15 protein-coding genes are annotated in these 13,627 nt (G+C 62.6%); 10 read left to right on the forward strand and 5 right to left on the reverse strand.

The window, feature by feature from the left end; translation table 11 throughout:
• Nucleotides 1–25 precede the first annotated feature (25 nt).
• The 5 genes from pstA to DM807_RS13500 all read left to right on the forward strand — a co-directional run bounded on the left by pstA (nucleotide 26) and on the right by DM807_RS13500 (nucleotide 5,437).
• Nucleotides 26–1,642, forward strand: a complete 1,617-nt coding sequence (pstA, locus tag DM807_RS13480; RefSeq protein WP_179027473.1) for a phosphate ABC transporter permease PstA — start codon at nucleotides 26–28, stop codon at nucleotides 1,640–1,642.
• A 72-nt stretch (nucleotides 1,643–1,714) separates the two neighbouring features.
• Nucleotides 1,715–2,548 (forward strand): phosphate ABC transporter ATP-binding protein PstB, encoded by an 834-nt coding sequence (gene pstB, locus DM807_RS13485; protein ID WP_012274853.1) that lies wholly within the window; start codon nucleotides 1,715–1,717, stop codon nucleotides 2,546–2,548.
• Nucleotides 2,549–2,611: 63 nt separating this feature from the next.
• Nucleotides 2,612–3,382, forward strand: coding sequence for a phosphate signaling complex protein PhoU (gene phoU, locus DM807_RS13490; protein WP_012274852.1), 771 nt, complete (start codon nucleotides 2,612–2,614; stop codon nucleotides 3,380–3,382).
• Nucleotides 3,383–3,535: 153 nt separating this feature from the next.
• A complete protein-coding gene (locus DM807_RS13495; RefSeq protein WP_012274851.1) occupies nucleotides 3,536–4,426 on the forward strand; it encodes a response regulator in 891 nt (296 codons plus the stop codon).
• Nucleotides 4,427–4,540: 114 nt separating this feature from the next.
• Nucleotides 4,541–5,437, forward strand: a complete 897-nt coding sequence (locus DM807_RS13500; protein ID WP_012274850.1) for a peptidoglycan DD-metalloendopeptidase family protein — start codon at nucleotides 4,541–4,543, stop codon at nucleotides 5,435–5,437.
• A gap of 33 nt (nucleotides 5,438–5,470) precedes the next feature.
• Here the strand turns inward: DM807_RS13500 and DM807_RS13505 are convergent, their stop codons facing one another.
• The 3 genes from DM807_RS13505 to phoB all read right to left on the reverse strand — a co-directional run bounded on the left by DM807_RS13505 (nucleotide 5,471) and on the right by phoB (nucleotide 9,084).
• Nucleotides 5,471–6,811 carry a hemolysin family protein gene (locus DM807_RS13505; protein WP_012274849.1) on the reverse strand — a complete coding sequence of 447 codons (1,341 nt, stop codon included), beginning with the start codon at nucleotides 6,809–6,811 and terminating at the stop codon, nucleotides 5,471–5,473.
• Nucleotides 6,812–7,038: 227 nt separating this feature from the next.
• The gene (gene phoR, locus DM807_RS13510) at nucleotides 7,039–8,346 is read right to left on the reverse strand and encodes a phosphate regulon sensor histidine kinase PhoR (RefSeq protein ID WP_012274848.1); all 1,308 of its coding nucleotides are present in this window, start codon (nucleotides 8,344–8,346) and stop codon (nucleotides 7,039–7,041) included.
• A 48-nt stretch (nucleotides 8,347–8,394) separates the two neighbouring features.
• Nucleotides 8,395–9,084, reverse strand: a complete 690-nt coding sequence (gene phoB, locus DM807_RS13515; protein ID WP_003253341.1) for a phosphate regulon transcriptional regulator PhoB — start codon at nucleotides 9,082–9,084, stop codon at nucleotides 8,395–8,397.
• A gap of 172 nt (nucleotides 9,085–9,256) precedes the next feature.
• Here phoB and DM807_RS13520 point away from each other — a divergent pair, with 172 nt between their 5' ends.
• Nucleotides 9,257–9,625 (forward strand): COG4315 family predicted lipoprotein, encoded by a 369-nt coding sequence (locus tag DM807_RS13520; protein ID WP_060493970.1) that lies wholly within the window; start codon nucleotides 9,257–9,259, stop codon nucleotides 9,623–9,625.
• A gap of 33 nt (nucleotides 9,626–9,658) precedes the next feature.
• Here the strand turns inward: DM807_RS13520 and ubiA are convergent, their stop codons facing one another.
• Nucleotides 9,659–10,549 (reverse strand): 4-hydroxybenzoate octaprenyltransferase, encoded by an 891-nt coding sequence (gene ubiA / locus DM807_RS13525; protein WP_012274846.1) that lies wholly within the window; start codon nucleotides 10,547–10,549, stop codon nucleotides 9,659–9,661.
• Nucleotides 10,549–11,106: a chorismate--pyruvate lyase family protein gene (locus DM807_RS13530; protein ID WP_012274845.1), complete on the reverse strand. Its 558-nt coding sequence runs from the start codon at nucleotides 11,104–11,106 to the stop codon at nucleotides 10,549–10,551. The genes ubiA and DM807_RS13530 overlap by 1 nt, the downstream gene beginning before the upstream one ends.
• A 173-nt stretch (nucleotides 11,107–11,279) precedes the next feature.
• Between DM807_RS13530 and DM807_RS13535 the strand changes: the two genes are divergently transcribed.
• From DM807_RS13535 to DM807_RS13550, 4 genes are all read left to right on the forward strand, one after another.
• On the forward strand, nucleotides 11,280–11,447 hold the full coding sequence (locus DM807_RS13535; RefSeq protein ID WP_003253349.1) for a rubredoxin: 168 nt from the start codon (nucleotides 11,280–11,282) through the stop codon (nucleotides 11,445–11,447).
• Between the two features lie 16 nt (nucleotides 11,448–11,463).
• Nucleotides 11,464–12,612 (forward strand): NAD(P)/FAD-dependent oxidoreductase, encoded by a 1,149-nt coding sequence (locus DM807_RS13540; protein ID WP_179027459.1) that lies wholly within the window; start codon nucleotides 11,464–11,466, stop codon nucleotides 12,610–12,612.
• Nucleotides 12,613–12,799: 187 nt separating this feature from the next.
• The gene (locus DM807_RS13545; protein ID WP_012274843.1) at nucleotides 12,800–13,105 is read left to right on the forward strand and encodes an HU family DNA-binding protein; all 306 of its coding nucleotides are present in this window, start codon (nucleotides 12,800–12,802) and stop codon (nucleotides 13,103–13,105) included.
• Nucleotides 13,106–13,252: 147 nt separating this feature from the next.
• A complete protein-coding gene (locus tag DM807_RS13550) occupies nucleotides 13,253–13,627 on the forward strand; it encodes an SCP2 sterol-binding domain-containing protein (RefSeq protein ID WP_012274842.1) in 375 nt (124 codons plus the stop codon).

The raw sequence follows: 13,627 nt of genomic DNA on the forward strand, positions 1-13,627 counted from the left end.
CAAGAGCGGCGCCCCAGGCGTCTGGATGAGCGGCGGCGCGGTGGCCATGGCGGTGATCATGACCGTCGGCCTGCTGGCGGTGATCGCCGTGCGCGGCCTGGGCCACTTCTGGCCGGCCGATCTTGTCCAGGCCACCTACAAGGTGCCGGGCCAGGCTGATCACATCGTTATCGGCGAAGTGGTGCAAAAGGAAGAGGTGCCGCGTGCCCGCCTCAAGGGCGCCGGCCTGCCGGTACCGGACCAAGGCCCGGAGTTCATGACCCGCGAGCTGATCAAGGTGGGTAACCGCGACCTCAACGGCAGCGACTTCACCTGGGTGGTTGGCGATTGGTTGGTCGACGAACAGCGCCCGGCCGACCTGATCGCCCTGGAGCGCCGCGAGTGGGGTAACTTCTACGGCTACCTGGTCAGCGTCAAGGAACAAGGCCGCGTGGTTGCCGAAGGCCCTGCAGCCTGGACCGAGTTGCAAGCCCGTCTCAAGCGTGCCAACCAGCTTAATGGCGAGCTGCAGCAACTGGAAAAGAAGGACATCGGTGCCATCAACCATGGCCTCGAGCGCCTACGCCTGCAGGCCCGCAAGCTGGAACTGGACGGCAAGCTGGACGCTGCCGCCCAGGCCGACATGGACGCCGACCGCGCCGAGCTGAACAGCCGCTACAAGGCCATCGAAGACCGCCTGACCGGCCTGCACCAGGCCTTCGCCCGCGACAGCCTGGTGGCGCGCGATGGCAATGGCCGTGAAGTGGAAATCAACCTGAGCAAGGTGGTGCACGCCATCCAGCCGAACGGCATGTCCGGTTTCACCAAGCTGGGCACCTACTTTGCCAAGGTCTGGGAGTTCCTCAGCGACGACCCGCGTGAAGCCAACACCGAGGGCGGTATCTTCCCGGCCATCTTCGGTACGGTGATGATGACCCTGATCATGGCCGTGATCGTCACCCCGTTCGGCGTGCTGGCCGCTGTCTACCTGCGTGAATACGCAAGGCAAGGCCCGGTGACCCGTTTGATCCGCATTGCGGTGAACAACCTGGCCGGTGTGCCGGCGATCGTCTACGGCGTGTTCGGCCTGGGCTTCTTCGTCTACGTGCTGGGTGGCTCGATCGACCGCCTGTTCTTCCCCGAAGCACTGCCGGCGCCGACCCTGGGCACCCCTGGCCTGCTGTGGGCATCGCTGACCCTGGCACTGCTGGCGGTGCCGGTGGTGATCGTGGCGACCGAAGAAGGCCTGGCGCGTATCCCACGCACCGTGCGTGAAGGTTCGCTGGCGCTGGGTGCGACCAAGGCGGAAACGCTGTGGAAGATCGTCCTGCCAATGGCCAGCCCGGCCATGATGACCGGCATGATCCTCGCCGTGGCCCGCGCTGCCGGTGAAGTGGCGCCGCTGATGCTGGTGGGTGTGGTGAAGCTGGCGCCGTCGCTGCCGGTGGACGGGAACTACCCGTACCTGCACCTGGACCAGAAGATCATGCACCTGGGCTTCCATATCTATGACGTCGGCTTCCAAAGCCCGAACGTCGAAGCCGCGCGGCCGCTGGTATATGCCACGGCGCTGCTGCTGGTGCTGGTGATCGCCACCCTCAACCTGTCGGCCGTGTGGATCCGCAACCACCTGCGCGAGAAGTACAAGGCGCTGGACAGCTGACCCTGATTGCAAGCGTGCCGCCCGAACGCCGGGCGGCCCTTTGAAACGAATTGATAGCGTATGGAGTTGACCATGCAGCAAGATTCCCATACCCACGGCATCGACATGTCTGCCCTGGGCCGCAACAAGCAGAGCCTGCGCCTGGCCGAAGAAACCGTGGCCATCGAAGTGCCGGGCCTGAGCCTGTTCTACGGTGACAAGCAGGCGTTGTTCGACGTCAGCATGAACATCCCCAAGCAGCGCGTGACCGCCTTCATCGGGCCGTCCGGCTGCGGCAAGTCGACCCTGCTGCGCACCTTCAACCGCATGAACGACCTGGTTGACGGTTGCCGCGTGGAAGGCGCCATCAACCTGTACGGCAACAACATCTACCGCAAGGGCGAAGACGTGGCCGAGCTGCGCCGCCGTGTGGGCATGGTGTTCCAGAAGCCCAACCCGTTCCCTAAGACCATCTACGAGAACGTCGTCTACGGCCTGCGCATCCAGGGCATCAACAAGAAGCGCGTGCTGGATGAAGCCGTCGAATGGGCGTTGAAGGGCGCGGCCTTGTGGGACGAGGTGAAAGATCGCCTGCACGAGTCGGCGCTGGGCCTGTCCGGTGGCCAGCAGCAGCGCCTGGTCATCGCCCGCACCATCGCGGTGGAGCCGGAGGTGCTGTTGCTCGATGAACCCTGCTCCGCGCTGGACCCGATCTCGACGTTGAAGGTCGAAGAGCTGATCTACGAATTGAAATCCAAGTACACCATCGTCATCGTGACCCACAACATGCAACAGGCGGCCCGTGTTTCGGATTACACCGCGTTCATGTACATGGGCAAACTGGTCGAATTCGGCGATACCGATACCCTGTTCACCAACCCGGCGAAGAAGCAGACCGAAGACTACATCACCGGGCGCTACGGCTAAGCCCGACCCGCCAGGGAACGAGACGAACTACTTGAAGCTTGCAGCTTCTTCGCGGAGCGAATGATGATCAACAAAGAAAGCCTTACCCATCACATTTCCCAGCAGTTCAACGCCGAGCTCGAAGAGGTGCGCAGCCACCTGCTGGCCATGGGCGGGCTGGTGGAAAAGCAGGTCAACGACGCGGTGACCGCGCTGATCGAAGCCGACTCTGGCCTGGCCCAGCAAGTGCGTGAGGTCGACGAGCAGATCAACCAGATGGAGCGCAACATCGACGAGGAGTGCCTGCGCATCCTCGCCCGCCGCCAGCCGGCGGCCTCCGACCTGCGCCTGATCATCAGCATTTCAAAGTCGGTGATCGACCTGGAGCGCATTGGTGACGAGTCGACCAAAATCGCCCGCCGCGCTATCCAGCTGTGCGAAGAAGGCGAGTCGCCACGCGGCTACGTCGAGGTGCGCCACATCGGCGACCAGGTGCGCAACATGGTCCGCGATGCGCTGGACGCCTTTGCTCGCTTCGATGCCGACCTGGCGTTGTCGGTGGCCCAGTACGACAAGACCATCGACCGCGAATACAAGACCGCGCTGCGTGAGCTGGTGACCTACATGATGGAAGACCCGCGTTCTATCTCGCGGGTGTTGAGCGTGATCTGGGTGCTGCGCTCGCTGGAGCGTATTGGCGACCATGCGCGCAACATCTCCGAATTGGTTATCTACCTGGTGCGCGGCACCGACGTGCGGCACATGGGCCTCAAGCGCATGACTGCAGAAGTACAGGGCACTGCTGTCGTCGACGGCGAAAAGGCTAATGTTCCAGGTGAATCTGACGATAAATAAGGTTGCTCCCGAGCATCGACGCCCGGCCTTGGCCGGGCGTTTTCGTTTGCGGTCGAGAGCCGGCAGGCACCCGCGAACGATCCCGGCGTGACCAGGTTGTAGCAAATGGCCAGTACTTGGCAGTAGGCTAGTCGGGATTCAGAAGGAGTATCGATGAGTAAAGTGAATGTGCTGGTCGTGGATGACGCCCCGTTTATCCGTGACCTGGTCCGCAAGTGCCTGCGCAATGCCTTCCCGGGCATGGCCATCGACGACGCGGTCAATGGTCGCAAGGCCATGGCCATGCTCGGCAAGGAAGCGTTCGACCTGGTCCTGTGCGACTGGGAAATGCCGGAAATGTCCGGCCTGGAGCTGCTCACCTGGTGCCGCCAGCAGCCTGCGCTGAAGCACCTTCAGTTCATCATGGTGACCAGCCGTGGCGACAAGGAAAATGTCATTCAGGCGATCCAGGCGGGCGTTTCCGACTTTGTCGGCAAGCCGTTCACCAACGAACAACTGCTGACCAAGGTGAAAAAAGCCCTGACCAAGATCGGCAAGCTCGACAGCCTGATGGCTATTGGCCCGGCGCGTACCAATTCGGCGTTCGCGAACGACTCGTTGAACGCGCTGACCGCCGGCAAGCCGGAAGCGGTCAAGGTTTCGGCGCCTGCGCCAGCACCGGCTAAGCCTCTGGTCACGGCGCCCGCACCTGCTGCCTCCGCGCCGAGCGGCCGTGGTCAGGGCCAGCTGCGCCTGGCCAGTGGCATGCAGCCGTGCGTGATCAAGGCGCTTAGCCTGAAAGAAGCGCTGCTGGTGGTACGCCGCAGCGAAGCGCTGCCACAGGTGCTCGAAGGTGCGGTGCTGGACCTGGAGCAGGGCGAAAGCGCCGAAGTCGCTCGCCTGAACGGTTACCTGCATGCTGTCGCGGCGCTGGAGCCCAAGCCTGACAGTGACTGGCTGCAGTTGACGTTCAAGTTCGTCGACCAGGATGCCCAGAAGCTCGACTACCTGTCGCGGCTGATTGCCCGAGGGACTGCGCAGAAGCACTTCACCCCCGGCGCCTGAGGCAGGGGCAGGGGCAGCACAGGGCTGCTCCTGCGCCATCCGACCAACTGCAATACCCGCCACAAAACCCGCTGCTAGGCTTCGACAGATCATAACTGTCAAAAAGCCACTATCATGCCCGCGCGCCTGCTGCTGTTCTGTGCATTGCTCATGGCCTCGGCGTCGAGCCTGGGTGTGACGCTCTACAAGATCACCGACGAATCCGGTGTGATCTCCTACTCCGACCGGCCCGGCCCCGGCGCCAAGCCCCTGGTGTTGCTCGAACCCATGGTCGAAACGCTCGAAGGCCAGGTGCTGCTTAACGCAAAAACCTTCGACGGTGGTGTGAGCTTCTCGGCACGCAACGAGCTGCATGTGCCGGTAGAGGTCGAGTTACGGCTGGACAACCTGGTGAACGCACAAGGCGGCGATGCCCCGCGTATCGTGCGCCGGCTGCTACCGCCGCGCACCACGCAGATGCTCAGCGTGCTCAGGGGGCGGCCAGGGCTGCTGCTGAACTACCGTTCGACCCTGCTACAGGCCATGGGTGACCCAGGCAAACGGCCCCAGGGCTTTCGCTATGCGTTCCCGTGGATCGGCGGGCCGTTCCGCGTCACCCAGGGGCCCAATGGCCGTGTCAGTCATTTTGGACCCAAGGGGCGCTATGCCATGGATATCGCCATGCCCGAAGGCACGCCCATCATCGCGGCGCGGGAAGGGGTGGTGGTGAAGATGCAGAACAGCCAGAGCGGGCGCGAGCCCAACCCGTCGGGCAATTTTGTCAGGATCCTGCACCCGGATGGCACCATGGGCGTTTATCTGCACCTGATGCGTGGCTCGGTGGTGGTGGCGGAGGGGCAGCGGGTACGGCAGGGGCAGATGCTGGCCAAGTCGGGTAATACCGGCAACAGCACAGGGCCGCACCTGCATTTCGTGGTGCAGCGCAATGTGGGGTTGGCGCTGGAGTCGATACCTTACCGGTTCGACAGGCCAATCAGCGGGTTGCCCGACTTTACTGCGGGTAACCCCTGAGATGTTTGGGGCTGCAAAGCAGCCCCATGGCCCTCAATCCAGCTTCAGTACCTTGGCCAGCACGATCTTGGGCCCTTTCATCTTCTTGATGATGATGCGCAGCCCTTCGACCTCCAGCACTTCCTCTTCTTCAGGCACTCGCTTGAGGGTTTCGTAGATCAACCCGGCCAGGGTTTCTGCCTCGATGTGGTCGAGGTCGATGCCCAGCAGACGCTCGACCTTGAACAGCGGTGTGTCGCCGCGTACCAGTAGCTTGCCCGGCTGGTAGGCGAGGATGCCGCGTTCGGTCTTGCGGTGTTCGTCCTGGATATCGCCTACCAGCACTTCCAGCACGTCTTCCATGGTCAGGTAGCCGATTACCTTGCCGTCGGCTTCCTCCACCAGGACGAAATGCGCGCCGCCCTTGCGGAACTGCTCCAGCAGTTGCGACAGCGGCATGTGCCGCGATACGCGCTCCAGTGGCCGGGCTAGGTCTTCCAGGTCGATGGTCTCGGGCAAATGCTCAAGCTCAGCTAGCTCTAGCAGCAGGTCCTTGATGTGCAGCAGGCCGGTGAATTCTTCGCGCTCGGCGTCATACACCGGGTAGCGGCTGAATTTGTGGCGGCGCACCAGGGCCAGGATCTGCTTCAGCGGCGCATGCGCGTCGATGCTGATCATGTCCTCACGCGAGTTGGCCCAGTCGACCACTTCCAGCTCGCCCATTTCCACGGCCGAGGCCAGCACGCGCATGCCTTGGTCGCTTGGGTCCTGACCGCGGCTGGAGTGCAGGATCAGCTTCAGTTCTTCGCGGCTGTAGTGGTGCTCGTGGTGCGGGCCGGGCTCGCCCTGGCCGGCAATGCGCAGGATGGTGTTGGCGCTGGCATTGAGCAGGTAGATGGCCGGGTACATTGCCCAGTAGAACAGGTACAGCGGCACGGCCGTCCACAACGACAGCAGTTCTGGCTTGCGAATGGCCCAGGACTTGGGGGCCAACTCGCCAACCACGATGTGCAGGTACGAGATGACGAAGAAGGCGACGAAGAACGAGATCGCCTTGACCAGCTCGGCGCTGTCCACGCCAAAGTAGGCCAGCAGCGGCTCCAGCAGGTGGGCGAAGGCGGGCTCACCCACCCAGCCAAGGCCCAGCGAGGCGAGGGTGATGCCCAACTGGCAGGCCGACAGGTAGGCGTCGAGCTGGTTGTGTACCTTGCGCAGGATGTTGCCGCGCCAGCCGTGCTGCTCGGCGATGGCCTCTACGCGGGTGGCGCGCAGCTTGACCATGGCGAACTCGGCGGCAACGAAGAAGCCGTTGAGCAGCACCAGCAGGAAGGCAAAGATGATCATGCCGAAGTCGGCGAATAACGAGGTTAGGCTGATACCAGGGGAAGGGTCCATGATGGAGTTTTTACGGGGTCCGTCTTTGAGATAGAGAAAAAAAGTGCCAGCTTTTGCTGGCACAGGGGATCCAATGTAGCGGCTGGGGCCGCAAAAGCAAAGGGCGATGGATTCTTTGGGGGCGCTTTGCGCCCCATCGCGACACAAGACCGCTCCTACAGGAGACCGCGATCCCGTGTAGGAGCGGCCTTGTGTCGCGATGGGCTGCAAAGCAGCCCCCGAGGCCCTCAAGCCTTGCCGTTGGCCAATTGTGCCGGCGCAAAGTGACAGGTAAAGGTGCTGCCATGCCCCGGCACGCTGCTGATTTCCAACTTGCCGCGGTGGCGCATCAGCACATGCTTGACGATTGCCAGCCCCAGCCCGGTACCGCCGGTGTTCGACGCACGGCTGGAATCTACACGGTAGAAACGCTCGGTCAGGCGTGGCAGGTGCTTGGCATCGATGCCCACCCCCGAATCCTGCACCGACAGATGCGCACCCTGGGCATCGGCCCACCAGCGGATGCGGATGTTGCCTTCGTCCTGAGTGTATTTGACCGCGTTGAATACCAGGTTGGAAAAGGCGCTGCGCAGCTCCGACTCGCTGCCCTTGAGCTTCAAACCAGGCGCAGCTTCCAGGCTGATGCGCTGGTTGCGCGGCCCGGACAGGGCCTGGGCGTCGCCCTTGATGGCAGTGAGCAGGGCATCGACCGCCACCGGCTGGTTGTCCGAGGGGTAATCGGTGGCTTCCAGCTTGGCCAGCAGCAACAGGTCGTTGAGCAGGGTCTGCATGCGCGAACCTTGCTGGCTCATCTGCTGCAGTGCGCGGCTCCAGCGTGGGTTCACGTCTTCGACGTTGTCCAGCAGGGTTTCCAGGTAGCCGGTGATCACCGTCAGCGGCGTGCGCAGCTCGTGCGACACGTTGGCGACGAAGTCCTTGCGCATCTGTTCCAGCTGGTGAATGCGGGTGACATCGCGCACCAGCATCAGGTGTTCGTTGTTGCCGTAACGGGTGATGTGCAACTGCACACGCATGCGGTCATTGATTGGCGAAGGGATTTCCAGCGGCTCGAGGTAGTTTTCTGCCTCGAAGTATTCCTTGAAGCGCGGGTGGCGTACCAGGTTGGTCACTTGCTGGCCGCCGTCCTGCGGGGTCTTGAAGCCCAGCAGGGTCTCGGCAGCGCGGTTCCACCATTCCAGGTTACCGTCGCTGTCGAGCATGATCACTGCGTCACGTAGCGCGGCGGTGGACTCCTGCACCCGGTCGATCACGGCCTGTAGGCGGCCCCGAACACGTTGGTCGCGGCGTTGCAGGTGGTAGATGCTGTCGAACACCTCGCCCCACAGGCCGTAACCATCGGGCGGTGCTTCGTCGGGCTGGTGATTGCGCAGCCAGTCATGCAGGCGCAGCAGTTGCTTGAGGGTCCAGCCCAGGTAGAGCGCCAGGCCAATGGCCAGGCTCCAGCCATAGTAGCCGCTGACCAGCCCGCCGATCAGGCAGACGGTAATCAGCAACAGCAGATGGCGAATCAGGGTTGCATGCCAGTTCTGGTTCAATTGACGGTCCTTGTACAACGACGTGCAGCTTGGCGCTTTTGAACTCGATCAGCTCTTGGTCGAGAAGCGGTAGCCAGTGCCCCGGACGGTTTGTACCAGATTTTCGTAGGCTTCACCCAGCGCCTTGCGCAGGCGACGGATGTGCACGTCAACGGTGCGCTCCTCGACGTAGACGTTGCCGCCCCACACCTGGTCCAGCAGTTGGCCACGGGTGTAGGCGCGCTCCTGGTGGGTCATGAAGAATTGCAGCAGGCGGTATTCGGTCGGGCCCATCTCGGCCGGCTTGCCGTCGATGGTCACGCGGTGGCTGATCGGGTCGAGCAGCAGGCCGCCGACTTCGATCGGTGCTTCGCTGTCGCTCGGGCCGGTACGGCGCAGCACGGCTTTCAGTCGTGCAACCAGCTCACGCGGCGAGAACGGCTTGGTGATGTAGTCGTCGGCACCCACTTCCAGGCCCTGGATCTTGTTGTCCTCTTCGCCCTTGGCGGTGAGCATGATGATCGGGATGTCGCCCGTCAGCTCATCGCGCTTCAGGCGGCGGGCCAGCTCGATGCCGGAGGTGCCCGGCAGCATCCAGTCGAGCAGGATCAGGTCCGGCTTGCGGTCGACGATGATCGCGTGGGCCTGTTGGGAGTTTTCCGCTTCCAGGCAGTCATAGCCGGCCATTTCCAGGGCAACGGCGATCATCTCGCGAATGGGCGCTTCGTCGTCGACGATCAGAATGTTCCTGCCAACCATGCTCAAAACCTCTCCTGGATTCGGTGTCTTGGCCCGCATTAGATAACGGAATTATTGCAGCTGTGTGACAGGGTGTTGGCCGTTCTGGCGACATTCCATGACTGAACTAGGCTTGAAAGGGCCGCAATCGCGGCAACCCGAACTCAATTCCCCCGAAACAATGGTGAATCCAATGACACGACAAACGCTGAGCTGGATGGCCCTTTTCGCTGCGCTGGCGCTTCCGGGGGTGGCGTCCGCCCACCATGCCATGGAGAAGGACGGCATGTGGGTCGATCATGCCGGCATGACCCTTTACACCTTCGACAAGGATGCGGGTGGAAAGTCGATGTGCAATGGCGATTGCGCCACCAACTGGCCGCCGCTGAAAGTGATGGATGGCGAAAAAGCCGAGGGCAAGTGGACGCAGATAAAGCGTGATGACGGCTCGATGCAATGGGCCTATGACGGCAAGCCGCTGTATACCTTCGTCAAGGACAAGAAGGCTGGGGACATGACGGGTGATGGCGTCAAAGACGTGTGGCACGTCGCCAAGCCTTGAAACTGCCGGGGCCGCACAGCGGCCCCAACCTATTCAGCGAAACGCGTAATCCAGCACTACCCCAATGAACACCAGCAACCCCGCCCAGTGATTGTGCAGAAACGCCTTGAAGCACGACTCCCGGTCCAGCTTGCGTGTCGACCAGTATTCCCAGGCAAAGCACGCCGCAGCGCCCAGCAGCCCCAGGTGGAACCAGCCCCCCAGGTCAAAGCGGCTACCCGCCAACAACAAGCACCCCAGCGACAGCAACTGCAAGGTCAGGATGATGTTGCGGTCCGCGTCACCGAACAGAATCGCCGTGGACTTCACGCCAATCTTCAGGTCGTCATCGCGGTCGACCATGGCGTAGTAGGTGTCGTAACCCACCGTCCATAACAGGTTGGCGATGTACAGCAGCCAGGCGCTGGCCGGCAATTCGCCACCTGCGGCGGTGAAAGCCATGGGAATACCCCAGGAGTACGCCGCCCCCAGCACCACCTGTGGGTAGTAGGTGTAGCGCTTCATGAACGGGTAGCAGAACGCCAACGCCACCGCGCCGAACGACAGCCAGACCGTGCGGCTGTTGGTGCACAGCACCAGCAGGAAACTCACCCCGACCAGCATCGCAAACAGTGCCAGCGCCTCGCGTGGCCGCACGCGGCCACTGGCCAGGGGGCGGTCGGCGGTGCGCTTGACGTGGCCATCCACCTTGCGGTCAGCGAAGTCGTTGATGCAGCAGCCGGCCGCGCGCATCAGCACCACGCCAAGGCCGAAGATCAGCACATTGGCCAGGGTCGGTGAACCGTTGCCGGCAATCCACACTGCCGACAGCGTCGGCCACAGCAGCAGGTAGATGCCGATCGGGCGGTCCATGCGGCTGAGCTGGACAAAGTCCCAGGCCCGCGGGTGCAGGCGGTTGAGCGACTTGAGCAGTTGCAGGTACATCAGCGGTTTTCCTCCTTGGCCGCTTGCCACAATGCCGGCAGGAACACTTCTGCCACCAGCAGGTCCAGGCCGTCACGCTCGAAGCGCGAGCGGCGGCCCCAAAGCGCCGCATGGGCGGCTTCGGGCGGCAGCCAGGCCTGTGGATAACTGCACACTTCGAGCGGGTGGCGGATGAATGCCTGGTCGCAGAACAGCAACTCGCCCAGCGAGCGGCTGCCCAGGGTTTCCAGGTCCAGGCCACCACGCTCCAGGGCGCTGCGACTGGCCACGCTGCGGGCGAACACCCAAGGTTGGCCATGGCCGCGCAAGTACACCTCGCGCACCCAGCCTTCGGCGCCGGCGGCGATACCCAGCGCCTGGCATTCGTCATCGCGCAGCGGCTGCCAGCCCTCGAACAGCGGGGTGACGGAGAAGTGATCGAAGGACAGGCGGGTCAGGCGGCGAGTCAGCGAGCCCTCGTCGAACAGCCAGTCAAGAGTAGGCTGGTCGATGTCGGTCGCCAGCTGTGAATACGGCAGCCACGCGACAGCGGCTGCTAGCGGGGATTCGTACGACACGTCGGTCTGCTTGTTACAACCAGAGAGGCGGCGAGCTTAGCATGATTGCCCCGAGTGCTTGCATACTGCGGGCAGGGCCGATAAAAAGCCCCCCATGAATTGCGCGTCGGCACCTGCGAGAGGGCCCTCAGCAGCAACACGAAACCAAGCCTGAACCGAGGAAATCCACCCCCATGAAAAAGTGGCAATGTATTGTCTGTGGCCTGATCTACGACGAAGCCGAAGGCTGGCCCGACGACGGTATCGCCCCTGGCACCCGTTGGGAAGATGTGCCTGAAGACTGGCTGTGCCCCGACTGCGGCGTCGGCAAAAGCGATTTTGAAATGATCTCCATCGGCTAATCGAGGAAAGCACGACATGACGTCCCCTGTGGTAATCATTGGTACCGGCCTTGCGGGCTACAACCTGGCCCGTGAATTTCGCAAGCTCGATGCGCAGACGCCGCTGCTGCTGATCACCGCCGACGACGGTCGTTCGTACTCCAAGCCCATGCTGTCCATGGGCTTTGCCAAGCAGAAGGACGCCGACGGCCTGTGCATGGCCGAGCCGGGCGTCATGGCCGCACAGCTGAACGCCGAAATCCGCACCCACACCCGCATCAGCGGCATCGACCCGGGCCACAAGCGGCTGTGGATCGGCGAAGAGGCCGTGGAATACCGCGACCTGGTGCTGGCCTGGGGCGCACAGACCGTGCAGGTGCCGATCGAGGGTGATGGCAGCCACCTGGTGTTCCCGATCAACGACCTGGAAGATTACGCGCGCTTCCGTGCCGCCGCCGTCGGCAAGCAGCGTGTGCTGATTCTCGGAGCCGGCCTGATCGGCTGCGAATTCGCCAACGACATGAGCCTGGGCGGCTTCAAGGTCGATGTAGTGGCGCCATGCGAACAAGTCATGCCGACGCTGCTGCACCCGGCTGCCGCAGCGGCGGTGCAGGCTGGGCTGCAGGGCCTGGGCGTAAGCTTCCACCTGGGGCCGGTGCTGACCCGCCTGCAACAGGTAGCTCAAGGCCTGGAGGCGCACCTGTCGGATGGCAGCGTGATCGCGTGCGACCTGGTGGTATCGGCCATCGGCCTGCGCCCGCGTACCGACCTGGCCGCCGCAGCCGGCTTGCGGACCAATCGTGGTGTCAGCGTAGACCGCGAGTTGCGCACGTCCCACGCCAACATCTTTGCCCTGGGTGACTGTGCCGAAGTGGATGGCATCAACCTGCTCTATGTGATGCCGCTGATGAGTTGTGCGCGGGCACTGGCCCAAACCCTGGCAGGCAAGCCGACCGCGGTTGCCTACGGGCCGATGCCGATTACCGTGAAAACCCCGGCCTGCCCGCTGGTGGTTTCGCCACCGCCTCTGGGCAACGAAGGGACTTGGCAGGTGGAGGGGCAGGGCAGTGACCTCAAGGTGCTCTGCCATGGCGCTGACGGCAAATTGATGGGCTATGCCCTGACCGGGGCAGCCGTGATGGACAAGCTGTCACTGAATCGCCAGTTGCCACCGGTAATGGCGTAAATAGAGGGCGTTCTGTCGGATTTATCCTGTTGTTGCCCGCACAATGGCCGGCCTGATACTGGCGCGGCCTCTGAGCACGTGCCATTCTCACTCCCGTCTGCCGCAGATTAGAGCCTGCGGTGCCTTGAGCGCTGCTCCTAAAGGCAGCACGGCATAACAACAAGAATTCCGTCAAAGAGGCTTCACTATGCGCAAACCAGAACTCGCCGCCGTCATCGCCGAAAAGGCCGATCTGACCAAGGAAAAGGCCAATCAGGTTTTGAACGCGATTCTCGACAGCATCACCGGTGCCCTGGACAAGGACACCGTGACCCTGGTCGGTTTCGGCACCTTCGAAAAACGCCATCGCGGTGCACGTACCGGCAAGAACCCTCAAACCGGCGAGCCGGTCAAGATCAAGGCCAGCAACACCGTGGCCTTCAAGCCAGGCAAGAACCTCAAGGACAGCGTCAATCCCCCGGCCGCGCCTAGCAAGGCCGCCAAGAAAAAGTAAGCTTGCGCTGACGACGCGTTGATCCCGAACGGGCGCCTTCATGGCGCCCGTTGTGCTTTACACGCAGTAACTGCTGCGAACTTGCATAATCAGGTCGTTAAGAGGATAAACTGCGCAACTTAGTCACTTTTCAATCGAGGCGCGTCGATGAAGTTCCGCTTTCTTCTCTGGGCCATGGGGCTGCTGATGGCCAGGGCCAGCCGTAACAATCCGGCATTCCAGCAGCAGCTCAAGGGCAAGGACCTGGTGTTCCAGATGCAGACGCTGGATGGCAAGGTTGCCAGGCACTTCGTCGTCAACAACGAGCGCATCAGCAGCAAGGGCGGGGCCCATCCGCAGCCTGCCTTTGCCATTGCCTTCAAGGACGCGGCCTATGGCTTTGCCACGATGCAGGCGGGCAACAAGCAGTTGGCGTTCATGCAGGGGATTCAGGACAAGAACATCCAGATCAAGGGCAATCCGGCGCTGGTGATGTGGTTCCAGGGGCTGATGAAGTACCTGAAACCCAAGAAGAAAGGCTGA

It is taken from the genome of Pseudomonas hunanensis, assembly GCF_013393325.1.
Taxonomy (GTDB): Bacteria; Pseudomonadota; Gammaproteobacteria; order Pseudomonadales; family Pseudomonadaceae; genus Aquipseudomonas; species Aquipseudomonas putida_P.